At 73.3% G+C, this 17,090-nt stretch carries 19 protein-coding genes and 1 tRNA gene; 12 read left to right on the top strand and 8 right to left on the bottom strand.

Annotated elements, in window-relative coordinates; genetic code table 11:
- The first annotated feature begins 85 nt into the window (after window positions 1-85).
- Both glpR and CG736_RS19045 read left to right on the top strand, forming a co-directional pair.
- Window positions 86-1,078: a gephyrin-like molybdotransferase receptor GlpR gene (glpR, locus tag CG736_RS19050; protein ID WP_157815637.1), complete on the top strand. Its 993-nt coding sequence runs from the start codon at window positions 86-88 to the stop codon at window positions 1,076-1,078.
- A 147-nt stretch (window positions 1,079-1,225) separates the two neighbouring features.
- Window positions 1,226-1,302, top strand: a tRNA-Ala gene (locus tag CG736_RS19045).
- A gap of 131 nt (window positions 1,303-1,433) precedes the next feature.
- On the opposite strand, the gene CG736_RS19040 is transcribed toward CG736_RS19045, so the two are convergent.
- The 5 genes from CG736_RS19040 to CG736_RS19020 form a co-directional block, all read right to left on the bottom strand.
- Window positions 1,434-2,078: a response regulator transcription factor gene (locus CG736_RS19040; RefSeq protein ID WP_100587402.1), complete on the bottom strand. Its 645-nt coding sequence runs from the start codon at window positions 2,076-2,078 to the stop codon at window positions 1,434-1,436.
- Entirely contained in the window at window positions 2,030-3,307 is a 1,278-nt protein-coding gene (locus tag CG736_RS19035; protein WP_100587401.1) for a histidine kinase, read from the bottom strand. Before CG736_RS19035 ends, CG736_RS19040 begins: the two co-directional genes overlap by 49 nt.
- The gene (locus tag CG736_RS19030; protein WP_232734064.1) at window positions 3,304-4,068 is read right to left on the bottom strand and encodes a CPBP family intramembrane glutamic endopeptidase; all 765 of its coding nucleotides are present in this window, start codon (window positions 4,066-4,068) and stop codon (window positions 3,304-3,306) included. The genes CG736_RS19035 and CG736_RS19030 overlap by 4 nt, the downstream gene beginning before the upstream one ends.
- Window positions 4,069-4,184: 116 nt before the next feature.
- Window positions 4,185-4,409, bottom strand: coding sequence for a response regulator transcription factor (locus CG736_RS19025; RefSeq protein ID WP_043915720.1), 225 nt, complete (start codon window positions 4,407-4,409; stop codon window positions 4,185-4,187).
- 32 nt (window positions 4,410-4,441) lie between these two features.
- Window positions 4,442-4,639 carry a hypothetical protein gene (locus tag CG736_RS19020; RefSeq protein WP_100587400.1) on the bottom strand — a complete coding sequence of 66 codons (198 nt, stop codon included), beginning with the start codon at window positions 4,637-4,639 and terminating at the stop codon, window positions 4,442-4,444.
- A 317-nt stretch (window positions 4,640-4,956) separates the two neighbouring features.
- Between CG736_RS19020 and CG736_RS19015 the strand changes: the two genes are divergently transcribed.
- From CG736_RS19015 to CG736_RS18995, 5 genes are all read left to right on the top strand, one after another.
- Window positions 4,957-5,379 (top strand): hypothetical protein, encoded by a 423-nt coding sequence (locus CG736_RS19015; RefSeq protein WP_100587399.1) that lies wholly within the window; start codon window positions 4,957-4,959, stop codon window positions 5,377-5,379.
- 306 nt (window positions 5,380-5,685) lie between these two features.
- Window positions 5,686-5,982: a hypothetical protein gene (locus CG736_RS19010; RefSeq protein WP_100587398.1), complete on the top strand. Its 297-nt coding sequence runs from the start codon at window positions 5,686-5,688 to the stop codon at window positions 5,980-5,982.
- Window positions 5,979-7,277 carry a putative T7SS-secreted protein gene (locus CG736_RS19005; RefSeq protein ID WP_100587397.1) on the top strand — a complete coding sequence of 433 codons (1,299 nt, stop codon included), beginning with the start codon at window positions 5,979-5,981 and terminating at the stop codon, window positions 7,275-7,277. The genes CG736_RS19010 and CG736_RS19005 overlap by 4 nt, the downstream gene beginning before the upstream one ends.
- Entirely contained in the window at window positions 7,274-7,981 is a 708-nt protein-coding gene (locus tag CG736_RS19000; protein WP_100587396.1) for a hypothetical protein, read from the top strand. Before CG736_RS19005 ends, CG736_RS19000 begins: the two co-directional genes overlap by 4 nt.
- On the top strand, window positions 7,978-8,478 hold the full coding sequence (locus CG736_RS18995) for a hypothetical protein (RefSeq protein WP_100587395.1): 501 nt from the start codon (window positions 7,978-7,980) through the stop codon (window positions 8,476-8,478). The genes CG736_RS19000 and CG736_RS18995 overlap by 4 nt, the downstream gene beginning before the upstream one ends.
- 7 nt (window positions 8,479-8,485) lie before the next feature.
- Here the strand turns inward: CG736_RS18995 and CG736_RS18990 are convergent, their stop codons facing one another.
- Window positions 8,486-8,806 (bottom strand): hypothetical protein, encoded by a 321-nt coding sequence (locus tag CG736_RS18990; RefSeq protein ID WP_100587394.1) that lies wholly within the window; start codon window positions 8,804-8,806, stop codon window positions 8,486-8,488.
- A 185-nt stretch (window positions 8,807-8,991) separates the two neighbouring features.
- On the opposite strand from CG736_RS18990, the gene CG736_RS18985 reads away from it, so the two are divergent.
- Entirely contained in the window at window positions 8,992-11,184 is a 2,193-nt protein-coding gene (locus CG736_RS18985) for a terpene synthase family protein (RefSeq protein ID WP_100587393.1), read from the top strand.
- 48 nt (window positions 11,185-11,232) lie between these two features.
- Here the strand turns inward: CG736_RS18985 and CG736_RS18980 are convergent, their stop codons facing one another.
- Both CG736_RS18980 and CG736_RS18975 read right to left on the bottom strand, forming a co-directional pair.
- Window positions 11,233-12,096, bottom strand: a complete 864-nt coding sequence (locus CG736_RS18980) for a peptidase (RefSeq protein WP_100587392.1) — start codon at window positions 12,094-12,096, stop codon at window positions 11,233-11,235.
- Window positions 12,097-12,098: 2 nt separating this feature from the next.
- Window positions 12,099-13,418, bottom strand: coding sequence for a VWA domain-containing protein (locus tag CG736_RS18975; RefSeq protein ID WP_100587391.1), 1,320 nt, complete (start codon window positions 13,416-13,418; stop codon window positions 12,099-12,101).
- A 95-nt stretch (window positions 13,419-13,513) separates the two neighbouring features.
- Between CG736_RS18975 and CG736_RS18970 the strand changes: the two genes are divergently transcribed.
- The 4 genes from CG736_RS18970 to CG736_RS18955 all read left to right on the top strand — a co-directional run bounded on the left by CG736_RS18970 (window position 13,514) and on the right by CG736_RS18955 (window position 17,037).
- Complete coding sequence (locus CG736_RS18970) at window positions 13,514-14,344, top strand: ATP-binding cassette domain-containing protein (protein ID WP_100587390.1); 831 nt, start codon at window positions 13,514-13,516, stop codon at window positions 14,342-14,344.
- Window positions 14,341-14,991, top strand: a complete 651-nt coding sequence (locus CG736_RS18965) for an ABC transporter (RefSeq protein ID WP_100587389.1) — start codon at window positions 14,341-14,343, stop codon at window positions 14,989-14,991. The genes CG736_RS18970 and CG736_RS18965 overlap by 4 nt, the downstream gene beginning before the upstream one ends.
- 105 nt (window positions 14,992-15,096) lie before the next feature.
- A complete protein-coding gene (locus tag CG736_RS18960; RefSeq protein WP_100587625.1) occupies window positions 15,097-15,600 on the top strand; it encodes a DUF1269 domain-containing protein in 504 nt (167 codons plus the stop codon).
- An 87-nt stretch (window positions 15,601-15,687) separates the two neighbouring features.
- The gene (locus tag CG736_RS18955; protein ID WP_100587388.1) at window positions 15,688-17,037 is read left to right on the top strand and encodes an FtsW/RodA/SpoVE family cell cycle protein; all 1,350 of its coding nucleotides are present in this window, start codon (window positions 15,688-15,690) and stop codon (window positions 17,035-17,037) included.
- Window positions 17,038-17,090: the final 53 nt, after the last annotated feature.

Raw genomic sequence — 17,090 nt, 5'->3', positions numbered from 1 at the left:
AAATAGTCTGAGAATCAGCTTGATCGCACGACACGCCGTCCCAAATTGCTGCAGCGCCTTACCCCGCGCCCGTACCGTGTGAAACGTGAGCAGCAGCGGCCTTATCTACGCGGTCATCGTAGGGGCCTGGGCCGCCTATCTGGTGCCGATGTGGCTCCGCAGGCAGGACGAGCTCAACGAGTCGCGTCCGACGGAACGCTTCAGTACCGCGATCCGCCTGCTGGCCGGGCGATCGGCCATGGAACGGCGCGCGGCCCGAGCCCTCGGCGAACAGACCGCCGACCAGCAGCACCCCGCCGGTGAGCCGGACGGGGCCCCCGTCGACCCCGCGGACGTTCCCACCAGGCCCGCCGCGGCGGGCCCGGCGGAGCCCGTCGTGCCCGCGGAACCCGTCGTGCCCGCGGAGCCGGACCCGGTCGCCGAGCCGGGCGCGGACCGGGCCGGGAAGCGCGAGCGGGACCGGGGCGAGCAGGACGAGCGGCGCTCCGCCGAACGGCGGGCCCGGCTGCTGGCCAGACGGCGGCGGATGGTCACCCTGCTCTTCCTCGCCTTCGCACTCGGCGCGGTCGTCGCCGCGGTGGCCGGTTTCGCGTTCCTCTGGGTGCCGGCCGTGCCAGGCATCCTCCTCACTCTTTACATCGGACACCTGCGCCGGCTCGAACGGCAGCGTTACGAGGTCAAGTTCGACCGGGTGCGGGCCGCGCAGGCCGCCGAGCGGCTGCGGGAACGCGAGCGGGCCCGGGCGGCCGAGCCCGCGACCGCCCCCCATGCCGCCGACGTGGCGACCGAGCCCGCGACCCCGGCCAGCGTCCTCGCCGACGCCACCGAGCACGAGGAGTGGGTCGACGGCGTCCGCGCCCGCGCCGCGGCCGGCCCCGACTCCTGGGAGCCCGTCCCCGTCCCGCTGCCCACCTACGTCACCGCCCCCGTGGCCCCCCGGGTCACCCGGGGCCTCGACCTCTCCGCCCCCGGCACCTGGGACTCGGGCCGCCCCGTCACCCCGCTGTTCGACCAGTACGGCGAGCCCGGCCAGCAGTCGGCCCCCGAGTACCGCCCGCCCCGCGCCGCCAACGAGTAGCCCGCACCCCCGAACGCCCCGCCACCCGCGCGGGGCGTTCGCGTTCTCCCGCCCCGCTGCGGTGCCGGCGGTCCGGACGTCCTGTCATCCGGCCGTCGCGACCATGGTCATGAGTACCTCTTCAGGGGTGATAGAGTTCTTCTTGTTGGGGCTGTGGCGCAGTCCGGTAGCGCACCTCGTTCGCATCGAGGGGGTCAGGGGTTCGAATCCCCTCAGCTCCACCAACAGAAGTCCCGTCCGGGTGATCCGGGCGGGACTTCTTGCGTTCGGGGCGACGGCCCGTCAACGGGCCGGGCGCGGGTGTGCGAGGACCCGGCCCGCCGGGGGCGGGCCGGGGTCCGGGGCGGCGGGGCGGTCAGCGCTTCAGGTAGGCGAGGACGGCCAGTACCCGGCGGTTGGCGTCGGGGGTGTTGTCGATCCGGAGCTTGCCGAAGATCGCGGCGGTGTGTTTGGCCACCGCGCTCTCGCTGATGTGCAGTTCGGCCATCACGGCGGCGTTGGAGCGGCCCTCGGCCATCAGGCGCAGCACGTCGAGTTCGCGGGGCGACAGGTCGGCGGTGGTGCCGCGGGCGGTGGAGCGGGCCATCAGGCGGGCGATCACCTGCGGGTCCATCACGGTGCCTCCGGAGGCGACGGTGCGGACGGCGTCGACGAACTGCGCGGTGTGGGTGACCCGGTCCTTGAGCAGGTAGCCGACCGCGCCGTGCCCGTCGGCGAGCAGCTCTTGGGCGTACAGCTGCTCGACGTACTGGGACAGCACCAGCACCGGCAGGGCGGGGCGTTCGCGGCGGACGGTCAGCGCGGCCTGCAGGCCCTCGTCGGTGTGGGTGGGCGGCAGCCGGATGTCGACCACGGCCACGTCCGGCCGCAACTCGCGCAGGGCGCGCAGCAGTTCGGGGCCGGTTTCGACGGCGGCGGCGACATCGAAACCGTGTTCGGCGAGAGTGCGGCTCAGGCCGTCACGGAGGAGGAAGAGGTCTTCGGCGAGGACGACGCGCACGGGAGCTCCAGGGTCGCGGTGGTCGGTCCGCCCGGCGGGCTGACCAGGGCGAGGGTGCCGTCGAAGGCGGCCAGTCGGCGGCGCACCCCGGCCAGGCCGGAGCCGCGGGCCGGGTCGGCGCCGCCCCGGCCGTCGTCGGTGACGGTGGCGCGCAGCAGGCCGTCGGCGCAGCGCAGCCGGATCCGTACGGTGCTGCCGCCGGAGTGCTTGCCCGCGTTGGCGAGCAGTTCGGCGATCGCGAAGTAGGCGGCGCCCTCGACGGCGGCGGGCAGCCGGCCGGGCAGCTCGGCGTCCACCTCGACGTCCAGGAAGGCGTCCAGGGCGAGCGAGCGGACGGCGTCGGGCAGGCCGCGGTCGGCGAGCACCGGCGGCAGGATGCCGTGGACCAGGTCGCGCAGTTCCTGCAGGGCCCGCTCGGAGCTGGCCCGGACCTCGCCGAGCAGGCGGCGGGCGGCGGTCGGGTCGCTGTCCACCAGCCGGTCGGCCTGGTCGAGGGTCAGGCCGAGGGCGACCAGCCGGGCCTGCGCGCCGTCGTGCAGGTCGCGTTCGATCCGGCGCAGCTCGGCGGCCTGGGTGTCCAGCGCGTCGGCCCGGCTGTCCGTCAGCTGGCCGATCCGCCGCTCCAGCCGGGCCGCGTACGGGTCGCCGAGCAGCCGCCCGGTCCACTCGCCGTAGCGGACCAGCGCCGGGACGGACAGCCACAGGCCCGCCGCGACGAAACCCAGGCCGAGGGCGGCGGCGGCGATCGCGGTGGTGGTGGACTCGACCGGTATGAAGGCGTACCAGTTGCCCGGGCCGAGGTACGGCCACAGGAACGGCTGCGCCACGGCGCCGAACAGGCCGTAGCCGACCAGCGTCGGCGGGACGGAGACCAGCAGGCCGGTGCTCCACGGGCCGAAGCAGCACCAGGCCACGTCGCGCCAGAACGCGGTCGAGCCGAGCACCGCCGCCCCCCGGCCGGTGACGGTCGGCGCGGTGGGCAGCGGTTCGGGCGCGTCGATCACGGTGCCCGTCCAGCGGGCCGTGCGGTCGCGTTCGAGGTCGCTGCCGCGGCGCAGCATGCGGGCGGCGGGCGGCAGCAGCGGCAGACCCGCGCCGACCGGCAGCAGCGCCAGCGCGCCGAGCACCGCGAGCGACCGCAGCGACGTCACCAGGGAGGCCAGCGAGAGCAGTTGGCAGCGGACGAGGGCGACCAGCGGCCCCCGGAAACGCTTCTGTCGATCCGTCATGTCGTCGCGAGCCTATCCGTGCGGGCCGGGCGCAGGGCGGCCAGGACCCAGGGCAGGGCGACCAGCACGCCGGCGACGCCGAACAGCACCATCGGCTCCACCGCGCCGGACTCCTCGTCCAGGAACAGCAGCATGCCCAGGTTCACCAGGGTGTGGAAGCCGCCGGCCACCAGCAGCCGGTGGGCGCCGATCCGCTCCCAGGCCAGGCCCAGCAGCACCGACATGGCGGTGGTCGCCGCCAGGAAGCCGATCGCGTACGCCGGGGCCGCCGCGAAGATCTGCAGGTGCCAGCAGCCCCAGAGCAGGCCGACCGCCACGGACGAGCCGAGCGGCCCGAACCTGGTCCGCAGCAGCGGCTGGAGGAAGCAGCGCCAGCCGATCTCCTCGCCGCACGCGCCCACGAACTGGGCCACCGCCACCACCCAGAACGGGGCGACCAGCCCGTTCGGGTCGCGCACCGGGACGCTGCCGTGCAGCAGCAGCGAACCGGCCACCGCCACCGCGATGATCGCCAGGGCGCTCAGCAGCACCGCCCCGCGCGGGCCGCGCGGCCCGCCGGCCGTCAGCAGGCCCCGCACCTGCGACGGCCGCACCAGGGCGACCACGGCCACGCCCACCGCCGGGCCGAACTGCACCAGTTCGAGGACCTCGCCGGGCAGCCCGGTGAGCGGCTGGAGGGCCAGCATCAGGCCGGAGGCCATGACGGTCGCGGTCAGGAAGAGCGCGGCGGGGCCGAGCCAGCCGGGTCGTCGTTCTTGCACGGGAGTTCGCCTCTCGGTCGGGATCGTCGTGTCACCCATGACGATCCCGGGCGGGCGGCCCCGTGCCATTGCAGCCACCTGCCCGGCCGGGGTGTACCCAGCTGCACCCCCTGCGCTCAGGCGGCGGCCTGGGCGGGCTGCGTGGGCAGTCGGGAGGCCAGCAGGGCGAGCTGGACCTGTGAGCTGACACCGGACTTGGCGCGGATCCGGCGCAGATAGGTGTCGACGGTGTGCGGGCTGAGACCGAGCCGGCGGGCGATCGTCGCGTAGCTGGCGCCCTCGCCGACCAGGTGCAGGACCTGGAGCTCGCGGCGGCTGAACGCGATGCCGATGGTGTGCATGGAGGACTCCCGGGGCGAGGTGGTGGGGGCGGTCAGGACCAGGGCTTGCAGAGGGGCGTCTCGCAGGCGCCGCCCCACGAGGTGTCGCCGTCGAGCGGGGTGTTCGGCAGCCCGACCGACAGCTGCGTGGCGGATCCGGCCGGGGCGGGCACGGTGGTGGCGGAGGCCAGCGGAGCGGCCGCGAACAGGGCGGCGGCGGTGACGGCGACGAGGGCGAGGGCGCGCTTCATGGAGGCCTCCGAGGGCGGTTGCGGGGTGTGGGGAGCGGGCCTGCCGGGCGGCCCGCCCGGCGTTGATCGGCCTGCACCCAGCATGTCCGGGCGGGCCGCCCCGGGACCACCGTGCGCCCACCTCATCAACTGCGCTGGCAGCAAGGTGACCAGGGGGCGAACCGGCCCGAACCGGAGCAAAGGCCACGACCCTTGCGGCGCGGCGACGCGGGGTCCGGTGTCGCGCGATCTCGTGACTGGTCGTCAGATCCGCCACTGCCCAGGATGGTTCTCGGTGCCCGAGACGGTCCGGCGCCCGGTCCGGAGGGGTGGCACACGTGCAGTGGTACGAGGGGGAGGACCGGCCGTCCCCGGAACCGGGCGGCCAGGTCGCGGAGTTGGCGGCCTTCCTGCGGGGCGCCGCCGCCCGCTCCGCCCCGGCGCTGCTGTGGAGCGAACAGGAGCCGGCGCCGGACGGCTCGGCCGGCGCACTGGCCGCCGCGCTGGAGCGCGAACTGGCCCGCCCCGTCCGGCCCGTCCCCGAGCGGCCCGCCGGGCCGTGGCAGCGCGGCCGGTCCGCGGTGCTGCTGGTGCAGCGGCGCGCCGCCGCCGAGATCCACCTGAGCCCGCCCCCGGGCTCCGCCGCCCGCCGCAGCACGCTGCGCCTGCGCGCCTCCCAGTGCCTGCTGGTGCCCGCCGACTGGAGCTACCGCCTCGACCCCCGCAGCCCCGCGCAGCCGCTCGCGCTCGCACTGCCCTGACATCCCGCTCCGACAGCCCGCCCCGACGCCCTGCGCCGACGCCCCGGCGGGTCGACCCTTCGCAGGCGGAAGGTAATCTGCGCTTTGGTGTTCGAGCGCCGAACCACAGTTCGGCAAAGACCGCCACCGTGCGCCGGGGCCTCGCATTCCACGAATACCCAGGTCGGTCCGGCGCGGACGCGGGGGCGTCGACCGCTCGGACGCCTCATGTGAAGGAACGGCAAAGGCGCCCTTGCGGAATGTGCGCACGGCCACGGGAGTGGGCGTCGCGTCGCACTGCTCGGGCCCAGAGGGGATCAGCGCAGCATGGGGGCCTACTTCCGGGTCGAAGTGAGCGAACTCGACCGGCTGGTGAAGCAGCTGAAGAGCAGTCAGCAGGACATGCGCGAGGCGCTCCGCGCGATGAAGGACACCGGTCCGAAGACCACCGGGAGCAAGAACCTGGACCACGCCTGCGACGACTTCAACGACAGCTGGCAGGACGCCATCACCCGGATCTCGCAGGGCGTCGAGGCCCTGGAGGGCAAGCTCCAGGAGACCTGCAAGGGCTACTCGGAGACCGACCAGGCGATCCGGGACATGTTCACCGGAGCGGCCGCGTGAGCAGCAAGGCCGACTTCCCCACCCTGGGCTTCGACCCGGCCCCCGGCAGCCCCGAGAACGTCGACGGCCTGGTCGACAAGCTCAACCGGGCGTCCGTCGCGATGGAGAGCGCCCACCGCACCCTGGTCGCCGTCGGACAGGGCGGCAGCGTCTGGGAGGGCGACGCCGCCAAGGCGTTCGCCGGCAAGGTCGGCGAACTGCCGCGCTACCTGGCCGACAGCGTCGACGCGATGCGGCAGGCCTCCGGTCAGCTCGACAGCTGGAAGAACCAGCTGGTCTCGTACCAGGGGGTGGCCCGGCGCTACGAGGCCGAGGCGGCCGAGGCCAAGCGCCGGATGGAGAACGCGGAGAACGTCAAGCAGAACGCCGTCGAACGGTTCGACCTGGCGGCCGACTCCCCGGCGTTCGCGCTGATCGGCAAGCGGTTCGACGACGACGCCGCGCTCGCCGACGCCCAGCGCCGGATCGACGCGGCGAGCGCCGAATACAGCACCGCCGAACGCCAGTTGGAGGACGCCAACCGCGAGCTCCGGGCCATCAAGGACGAGCTGGAAGCGATCGTCAAGCAGGCCAAGGAACTGCACGAGCACCACCAGGACGACGCCGACCGGACCGCGAAGGCGCTCCGCCGGGCCAACCAGAACGCTCCCGAGATCAGCGCCTGGGAGAAGATCGGCAACGGCTTCAAGAGCGTCGGCAAGAAGATCAAGGACTGGGCCACCAAGCACGCCGACCTGCTGAAGAAGATCGGCGACATCGCGGGCGGCGTCTCGGCGGTGCTCGGCATCGCGGCCCTCGCCACCCTGTGGTGCCCGCCGCTGTCCGCCGCCCTCGGCGTCGCGGCCGGCGGCGCGTCCGCGGTCGCGCTCGGTGCGCACGGGATGGCCAAACTCGGCGGCGCGGACGTCAGTTGGACCACCATCGCGCTGGACGGCGTCGGCGTGGTGCCGTTCGTGGGCGGTGCCGCCAAGGGCATCGGGGGCGCCGCCAAGGGCGTCACGGCCATCGCCAAGGGCGAGGGCCTGGCGGCCGGCGGAGCGAAGCTGATGGAAGCCGGGCAGGCCATCAAGGCCACCCACCTGGAGGGCGGCCTGCTGCACAACAAGGTGCTCACTCCGCTGTTCACCAAGACCCCGCTGAAGAAGCTGCCCGGCATCGGCTCGCTCGGGGAGGACGGCCAGAAGGTCTTCTCGCTCCCGGTCGAGTCCTGGTGGTCGCGCGGCACCCAGATCGGCATGAAGGGCAGCGGCCTGATCATGCACGCGCCCACCCTGTACCAGGAAGTGACCTCGTGACGACCCCGCAGAACGGCCCGGCCGAGAGTCTCCCGGCCGACATCCTCCCGGACGACGCGCTCGACATCCGGTGGGTGGTGCCGGCCCAGTTCCACTCGCTCGGCGTCGAACTGCCCGAGCAGGAGCGGGAGGCGCACCTCGCCGAAGTGGCCGCCGAGATCTGGTGCGGCGGCACCGAGTTCCAGCGCAGCACCGTCGCCTCCTGGTACAGCGACATCGCCGCCACCGCCGGGGAGGAGGGCGCGGTCTACTCCGGCTTCCTGCTGGCCGGCACCGAGGACGACCGGGTCACCGTCGCCACCCTGGTCATCCAGGCCGACCAGGCCGACACCGCGGACGCCGACACGGTCGCCGCCGCGATCCAGGACATGCTCTCCCTCGACCCCGCCAACGAGGTGTTCCGGGTGCCCGCCCCGGTCGGCCCGGTGGTGGTCGCCGTCGCCGGGTCGCTCGCCGAGGTCGACGACGAGTTCGGGAACAAGGCGAAGCTCGAACTGGCCCAGGCGTCCGCGTACATCCCGGTGCAGGGTGCGGACACCCTGGTCACCATGACCATCAGCACGCCCATGCTGATCGACTTCCCCGAGTACGTGACGATGCTCGCGGGCCTGGTCGAGACCGTGGTGTACGACCGGCCCGGCACACAGCCCGCGACCGCCCCGCCCGGGCCGGACCAGGCGAAGATCACGGAGGCGTTCGGATGAGCACCTGGCACCCACCGGCCCCGCCCGGCCTGAACACCGGCCCGCTGCCACGTCGCTCCGTGCTCGGGCTGTGGCTCCAGTTCGGCCTGCAGTGGTTCTGGCTGCCGTTCCGGATCGTCTGGGACTTCCTGGACAACTCGGTGGCGTTCGACGGCACGGCCGAGCCGGGCGTGGCCAAGTTCGTTCTCACGCCCAGCCGTTACCGCCTGGAGCGGCAGGGCACCCGCGAGGAGTGGGAGGCCTGGGCCGGGCGGGCGCTGGACCGCGGGATCGAGCGGGGACTGGCCACCGTGCGGAGGAACCAGGAGTTCAACGCCAACAAGTACCGGTACAAGTTCAAGGGCGACGAGCTGGTGCCCAGGACGACGATCCGCCGGCGCTACTACCGGGGCATCGGCCTCGACGGCCTCGCCGTCCTGGCCGCCCGCCGCGGCTGGCAGGTCGACTGGAGCAGCGGCACGGCGGAGGTCCGGGTCTTCCGGCCGCAGGCCGGCTGACGGACGATCAGTCGTCCTCGAACGGCTCCTCGCTGAAGCGGAACCAGGCCCGGGGCGGCTCGATGTGCAGCAGGAACTCCGCCATCGGGCCCTCCGGGGCGTGCAGCGTGAGTTCCTGCTCCAGCCTCAGGTGCACCTGACCCCAGGCGTCCCACTCCTCGGCCTCGGCCAGTTCGCGGCACTCGGCGAACCTGGGCGCGAACCCCGGCCAGCCCGGGCCGGGGGTGAACTCGCCGTGCAGCCAGGGGAAGTCGGCGTCGTCGATGCGGATCTCGCCGACCAGGTCCTCGCCGTGCACCAGGCGCCAGGTCTCGTCGGTGAACGCCATGTGCGGGCTCCTCGGTGCGGGGGCAGGACGGTGACAGTCTGCCGAAGGGGTACGACACCGGCGCGGTTCACTCGTTCGAGTGGATTGTGACGTGTGGGCTACGGAGTGGGGTTCCGGTGACCGAGGGTCGGAAGGCTCGTTAGGCATCGCGCCGATCTTCAGTCGTCGAAAAGGGGCGGGACCCAGTGGCTCAGCCGTTCGAACTGCCGGACTTCTACGTGCCGTACCCGGCGCGCATCAACCCGCACTACGAGAAGGCACGGGTGCACACCAAGGAGTGGGCACGCGACTTCGGCATGCTGGAGGGATCGGGCATCTGGGAGGAGCACGATCTCGACTCGCACGACTACGCGCTGCTCTGCTCCTACACCCACCCCGACTGCGACAGCGAGGCGCTCGACCTCGTCACCGACTGGTACACCTGGGTCTTCTTCTTCGACGACCACTTCCTGGAGATCTTCAAGCGCACCCTCGACCGCGAGGGCGGCAAGGCCTACCTGGACCGCCTGCCCGCCTTCATGCCGATGGACCTCGCCGACGGGTTCCCCGATCCCACCAACCCGGTCGAGGCGGGCCTGGCGGACCTGTGGCAGCGCACCGTCCCGCACATGTCCGCCGACTGGCGGTCCCGGTTCGCCGAGTCCACCCGGCACCTGCTGAACGAGTCCCTGTGGGAGCTCTCCAACATCAACGAGGGTCGGGTCTCCAACCCCGTCGAGTACATCGAGATGCGCCGCAAGGTCGGCGGCGCCCCCTGGTCGGCCGGCCTGATCGAGTACGCCGCGTACGCCGAGGTGCCCGAGTCGGTCGCGTACTCCCGGCCGCTGCGGGTGCTGCGCGACGCCTTCTCCGACGGCGTCCACCTGCGCAACGACCTGTTCTCGTACGAGCGCGAGATCCAGGAGGAGGGCGAACTCTCCAACGGCGTCCTGGTGTTGGAGACCTTCCTCGGCTGCTCCACCCAGGAGGCCGCGGACGCGGTCAACGACCTGCTGACCTCCCGCCTCCAGCAGTTCGAGAACACCGCGCTCACCGAACTGCCCGGCCTGTTCGCCGAGCACGCGCTCGACCCGGAGGAGATCGCCCGCGTCCTGGCGTACGTCAAGGGCATGCAGGACTGGCAGTCCGGCGGCCACGAATGGCACATGCGCTCCAGCCGCTACATGAACGGCGGCGGCGCGGCCGCCCCCACCTTCGGCCCCAAGGGCCTCGGCACCTCCGCCGCCAACATCCGCCTCGCGGCGGGCATCCGCGGCCTGCGCAGCTTCGCGCACGTCCCGCACCGCAGGGTCGGGCCGTCGTTGATGCCCGATTTCCCGATGCCGTACGCCGTCACGATCAACCCGCACGTGGACGCTTCCCGGGAGTACGTCGTCCGCTGGTCCCACGAGTTCGGCCTGCTCGACCCGGAACCCGGCGTCCCCGCCTCCGACATCTGGACCGAACAGAAGCTCCGCGACTACGACTTCCCGCTCTGCGCCGCCGGCATCGACCCCGACGGCACCGCCGCCGAACTCGACCTCAGCTCGGCCTGGCTGACCTGGGGCACCTACGCCGACGACTACTACCCCCCGGTCTTCGGCGCCCCCCGCGACCTGGCCGGCGCGAAGCTCGCCAACGAGCGGCTGTACGCGCTGATGACACTCGACGGCAGCCTCCCCTTCGAGCCGCGCAACGCCCTCGAAGCCGGCCTCGCCGACCTCTGGCAGCGCACCATCGTGCCCTTCTCCACCGCCGCCCGGGCCAAGTTCCGCAAGGCCGTCGGCGACATGATCGACAGCTGGCTCTGGGAGCTCGCCAACGGCGCGCAGAACCGGATCCCCGACCCCGTCGACTACATCGAGATGCGACGCGCCACCTTCGGCTCCGACCTGACGATGAGCCTGTCCCGGCTCGGTCGCGGCGAGACCATCCCCGACGAGGTGTACCGGAGCGGCACCATGCGGGCGATCGAGAACTCCGCGGCGGACTACGCCTGCCTGGTCAACGACCTGCACTCGTACCAGAAGGAGATCGAGTACGAGGGCGAGGTCCACAACCTGGTCCGGGTGGTGGAGAACTTCTTCTCCTGCGACTACCCCGTCGCCGTGGACATCGTCGCCGACCTGATGGGCTCCCGCCTGAGCCAGTTCCAGCACGTCGTGCAGGGAGAACTGCCGCTGCTGAAGCAGGACTTCGCCATCGACGGCGAGGCGTCGGAGGCGCTCGACGGGTACGTCCACGAGCTGGAGGACTGGATGGCCGCCGTCCTCCACTGGCACCAGCAGTGCCGGCGGTACTCGGAGGACGTGCTCAAGCGCCACTTCGCCCCGGAGGTCCCGGTGACGGCGGAACTGGGGATGTCGGCGATGCGGATCCTGGCAGAGCTCAGGGCGTGAACGGACAGGGGCGCGTGGGATACCCCCACGCGCCCCTGGTTGCAAGCCCTATTCGGACAGGTGCGGGTGATGGTGGTGCGGCCGGTGCCCGCGCGGGTGGCGGGTGAGGGTGTAGCCGAGGACGCCGGCGAGGGCGGCGAGGATGCCGCCGGCGACGGTCCACCACCAGCGGGTGTTCCAGCCGGAGAAGAGATCCGAGTACCAGTGGGTCTCTTCGGCGACGGGGGCGGCCGCGTAGGCGGCGCTCGAACTGGGGGCCGGGGTCGCGGCGGAGCCGCTCGCGGTGGATCCGGCGTTGACCGGCGGCACCAGCGGGGCCTTGAGCGAACCGCCCTCGGGCTGGGCGTCGTTGACGCCGCCCTTGGCGGCGACGTGCACGTGGACCTGGGAGGCGAGGCCGAGGTCCTGCTGCGGGATGTCGCTGGTGGAGAGCCGGATGTAGTAGGTGCCGGGCAGCGGGTCGCCGGACCAGGGCTCGGCCCAGGAGCGGATCTGGCGGAGCGTGCAGCTGAGGGCCACGGTGGTGGCGCTGTCCGCGGCGGTGCCGTTCTGCGGGCCGGAGGTGCAGGCCTGGCGGCGCCGCAGGCCGTCGAAGAGTTCGACGGTCCAGGTCTGCGGGCCGTGCCGGTCGGCGGCGTCCGGGAGGGTGACCTTGACCTCGACGGTGGCGGTCTGGCCCTCGGAGGCCGGGAACGCCCAGTACAGGTAGTCACCGGTGGAGACGGGGACGTCCGCGTCCTGGCCGGCGGCCAGCGTGGTGGCGGTGAGGAAGCTGGTGCCGACCGAGTTGAGCACCGGCTTGGCGGTGCCGCTCGCGGACGGCGACGGCGAGGCCGCCGTCGCGGTCGGGGCCAGCAGGAGCAGGCCGGTGAGCGCGGCGGCCGGGGCCGCGAGGGCGAAGAGCTTGCGCATCGTCAGTTCTCCCGCCAGACGGCGATCCGCCAGCGTGCCAGCCAGCCGAAGATCAGACCGGCGAGCAGGCCGGCCAGGGTGAGCACACCGAGCAGGATCCAGCCGCGGCCCAGGCCCATCGCGGGGCCGTCGGGCGCGGGGGAGGCGGCGGCGACGTCGACGGTCAGCTCCAGCGGCAGGCCGGCGTCGGCCTGGACGCCGGCCTGGCCGGCGAAGGAGTTGCTGACGATCAGGCAGACGGTGCGGTCGGTGCTCGCCGCGGCGCCGGAGGTCGGCGAGGGGGTGGCGGACTCGGTGCCCGGCGCGGACCAGCGGACGCCGGTGGACGCCACGTCGGTGCGGCCGGAGCCCGCGTCGCTGCCGCGGACCAGTTCCTGGCCGCTGCTGTCGGTGGCCTGCAGCAGGACCCCGTAGTCACGGGCGACGGCCCGGTCGGGGGTGACGCTGACCGAGGCGCGCAGTTCCTGGCCGGCCTTCACCGGCACCCGGTAGACGCGGTGCTCGGAGAACTTCTCGCGGTCGCTGTACACGCCGGGGGTCAGGATCGGCGCGCTGCTGCACTGCTCGGCGCCGGTCACCTTCGCGGGGGTGACGGTGTGGGTGTCCTGGGCCCGGGTGACGATCTGCTTGACGCGCTGGGTCAGCTGGTCCTGGCTGCGGACGTCGGTGAAGGTGCCGCCGGTCGCGTTGGCGATGCACAGCAGCTGCTGGCGGGTCTTGTCGTCGTGCGCCAGGCCGAGGGTGTCGATCACCAGGTGGATGCCCTGGCTGGCGAGTTCGCGGGCCACGTCGCACGGGTCCGGCGGGGCGCAGGTGTCCTCGCCGTCGGTGATCAGCACGATCCGGCGGGTGGTCGGGCCGGTGCCGAGGTCCTGGGCGGCGGCGCGCAGCGCCACGCCGATCGGGGTCCAGCCGGTCGGGCGGACGGTGGCGACGGCGGTCTTGGCCTCGACCTTGTTGGTCCTGCCGACCGGGAAGAGCTGCTTGGTGTCCTTGCAGCCCTCCTTCTGGTCGTTGCCCGGGTAGGTCGCGCCGAGGGTGCGCAGGCCGAACTCGGTCTCGGCGGGCAGCGCGTCGATGACCTCGTTGATGGACTGCTGGGCGACCGCGATCCGGCTCTTGCCCTGGATGTCGGCGGTCCGCATCGACCCCGACCCGTCCAAGATGAGGTCGACCTTGGGCGCTTCGGTCGCGGCGGGCGGTGCCCCGGGCTCGTCGGCGTGCGCGGGCAGCGTGCCGAGCACGGTGCCGGCGACTATTGTCAGCGCCCCGAGCAGGGCGGCTCCGCGGGCCGTCCGTCGTTTCTTGGTATGGGTGATCACTGCCGCATCCTAGGGACCGTCAGTTCCAATCGCCCAATGCGGGTGGTGAGCGCGACGTACCCTGAACTGGTCGACGGAGCAGGCGGGGAGAGCGCATGACGGTGCGTCTGGCGGGCGTCGGGAAACGCTACGGACGCGGGGGTCCGTGGGTGCTGCGGGAGGTCGAACTGACGCTCCGTCCGGGCGGCCTGGTGCGGATCGAGGGGGCCAACGGCAGCGGCAAGTCGACGCTGCTGAAGCTGCTCGCCGGGATCGAACGCGCCGAGCGGGGAACGGTCGAGGCGCCGGACGGCCGGGCGTACGTCCCGGAGCGGTTCCCGCCCGCGCTGCCGTTCGACGTCCGCGACTACCTGTGCCACCTGGGCCGGATCCGCGGCCTGGCTGCCGGGGAGGCGCGGCGGCGGGCCGACCACTGGCTGGAGCGGTTCGGCATCACCGGGTACGCGGGCACCCCGATCGGGCGGCTCTCCAAGGGCACCTGCCAGAAGGTCGCGGTGGCCCAGGCGCTGCTCGCCGAGGCCGAGTTGCTGCTGCTGGACGAGGCGTGGACGGGGCTCGACCAGGCCGCCCGCGGCGAACTCGACGGCGCGGTCGCCGAACGCGCCGCGGCAGGCGCCCTGGTGGTGTTCGTCGACCACGACCCGACCCGGCTGGCGGGCCTGACCACCGCCGTCCACCGGGTCGACGGCGGCACGCTGCACGAGGTCCCGCTGCCGGCCGCCGACGGCGACGGCCCGCGCACGGCGCTGGTGGTCGAGGCCGAGACGCTCCCCGAGTGGCTGCCGGGCCGGCCCGAGCGCAAGCCGCTGGCCGACGGCGCCACCCGGCTGGACGTGCCGGCCGCGCACTCCGACGCGCTGCTGCGCCGACTGCTGGCCGCGCACCCGCCGGTGCACATCAGGTCCGTCCAGGAGGAGGCGTCATGACGGTGCGGACGCTGACGCGCTACCACCTCGAACTGCTGCTGCGCTCGCAGCGCTGGCTGCCGCCCGGGCTGGTGTACCTGGTGCTGATGGGTCTCGGGGTGTCCGGCGGCGACGACGCGCTGTCGGCGGCGGCGTTCTCGGCGGGCCTGCTGGTGCCGGTGACGGGCTGGCTGGTGCGGGCGGCGGTGACCGCGGAGCCCGCGCAGTCCCGGGCCTGCCTGGTGGCGGCCGCGGGCTGGCGGCGGGTGCACCTGTCGGCGCTGGTGGCGGCCGCGCTGGCCGGGCTGGCCCTGGGCGTGGCGGGCCTGGCCGGGGTGCTGCTGGTGGGCAGCGGCGGTGGCGGCGGGGCGGTGGCGGCCGGCCTGTCGGCCACCGTGGTGTGCGTGCTGACGGGCGCGGCGGTGGGCGCGGTGTGCAACCGTCCGGTGGTGACGGGCGCGCAGTACGCGGTGCCGCTGGGGCTGGGCGCGATGGTGCTGGTGCTGCTGCTGCCGGGGTCGCCGGCGAACGCGGTGGTGCGGGCGCTGGTGCTGGGTTCGCGGCACGGCGCGACGGCCGTGCCGTGGTGGACGCTGCCGGGCGCGGCCCTGCTGGCGGGGGCGGCCGGGTGGGCGGCGGTGGCGGTCGCGGTGCGCCGCGGGGAGTGAGCGGCGGGGAACCGGACACACCGCAGGAGATGGGAATAAATATGGCGAATCCTGGCTAGGGTGCTGGGGGACGTGCCCGAAGCCCTGCTGGAAGGAACCCCCGCCGTGAGCAACCTGTTTGCGATCGCCTACCCCGATGTCGCCACCGCGCAGAAGGTCCGGGACGAGCTGATCGGCCTTCAGAAGCAGCGGCTGATCGACCTGGAGGACATCGTGGTGGTCGAGCGCCGCGAGGACGGGAAGATCAAGCTCCACCAGGCGGTCTCCAACACCGGTCTGGGCGCGGCCTCCGGCGCGCTGTGGGGCGGCGTGATCGGCCTGCTGTTCCTGATGCCGGTGATCGGCGCGGCGATCGGCGGCGCGACCGGCGCGGCCGTCGGCGCCTCCACCGACACCGGCGTGGACGACGACTTCATGCGGAAGGTCGGCGAGAAGCTGGCCCCGGGCTCCGCCGCGGTGTTCGCGCTGGTGCGCACCGCCACCCAGGACAAGGTGATCCCGGCGGTCGCGCAGTTCGGCGGCGAGCTGCTGCAGACCTCGCTCAGCCACGAGGAGGAGGAGCACCTGCGGGAGATCGCCCGGGCGGCGAACCCCGCGTCCACGCTCTGACGCCCCCTCAGGCAGTACTGGGCGGGGTGCCGGCCGGCACCCCGCCGTCCCTGCCCCATCGGGCCGGCGAGGACGGGAGGACGGCTGGTGGCCACTGACTCCGCGACCCGTGCGGCGGCCTGGACGCCCGGCGCCCGGCGGCCCCGGCGGTGGACCGAACTGGTGCTGGTGGTGGCCGCGGTGGGGCTGGCCGTGTTCGGCTACGTCGAGGTGGGCGTCGACATCGACGGCAAGGCGCCGCCGGACGCCGCCCAGTACGGCGCCGCGTTAGGGGTCCTGGCGCTGCTCGCGCACGGCGCGGTGCGCTGGCGGGCGAAGTGGGCGGACCCGCTGCTGCTGCCGATCGCGGTGCTGCTGAACGGCATCGGACTGGTCGTCATCTACCGGCTGGACCGCAACACCCCGCACCACGAGGCCGCCCCCACCCAACTGTTGTGGTCCACCCTCGGAGTGGGCCTGTTCATCGCGGTGCTGCTCCTGCTGCGCGACCACCGCCGGCTCCAGCGCTACGCGTACGTCGGGGCGTTCGTGGCCCTCGTCCTGCTGGTGCTGCCGGTGTTCTTCCCGCCGGTGTACGGCTCGCGGATCTGGATCACGCTGGGCCCGTTGTCCTTCCAGCCCGGCGAGTTCGCCAAGGTCCTGCTGGCGATCTTCTTCGCCGCCTACCTGGCGCGGCACCGGGACGCGCTCGCCCTGACCGGCCGTCGGGTGCTGTGGTTCCAGCTGCCGCTCGGCCGGGTGCTCGGGCCGGTGCTGCTGATCTGGGCGGCGTTCGTCGGCGTGCTGGTGCTGGAGACCGACCTCGGCACCTCGCTGCTGTTCTTCGGCCTGTTCGTGGTGATGCTGTACGTGGCCACCGCCCGCACCGGATGGATCGTCATCGGCCTGCTGCTGTCGGCCGTCGCCGCAGTCGGGGTGGGCTGGCTGTCGCCGCACGTGCACAGCCGGGTCACCGACTGGCTGCACCCGCTGGCGTCGATCCGGGCCGGGCAGGGCGCCAACCAGATCGCCCAGTCGCTGTTCGCGTTCGCCTGGGGAGGCCAGCTCGGCACCGGCCTGGGCCTCGGCCACTCCGCGCTGATCGGCTTCGCCACCAAGTCCGACTTCATCCTGGCCACCATCGGCGAGGAACTCGGCCTGACCGGCCTGCTCGCGGTGTTCCTGCTGTACGCGCTGTTGGTCTCCCGCGGCTTTCGCACCGGCATCGCGCTGCGCGACCCGTTCGGACGGCTGCTCGCCATCGGCCTGGCCGCGCTGGTCGCGATCCAGGTGTTCGTGGTGGCCGGCGGCGTCCTCGACCTGATCCCGCTGACCGGCATGACGCTGCCGTTCATCGCGCAGGGCGGGTCCTCGGTGGTCACCAACTGGATCATCGTGGCGCTGCTGGTGCGGATGAGCGACCTCGCCCGGCGTCCCGACCCCGGGGAGGCGGCGTGAGGTTCACCCGGCCCGAGGGCGCCAACGGCGGGCCGCAGGGCCTGCCCGGCATC

Source organism: Kitasatospora sp. CB02891 (assembly GCF_002803145.1).
In the GTDB taxonomy this organism is placed as follows: domain Bacteria; phylum Actinomycetota; class Actinomycetes; order Streptomycetales; family Streptomycetaceae; genus Kitasatospora; species Kitasatospora griseola.
This window is presented reverse-complemented; position numbering and strand designations above follow the sequence as displayed.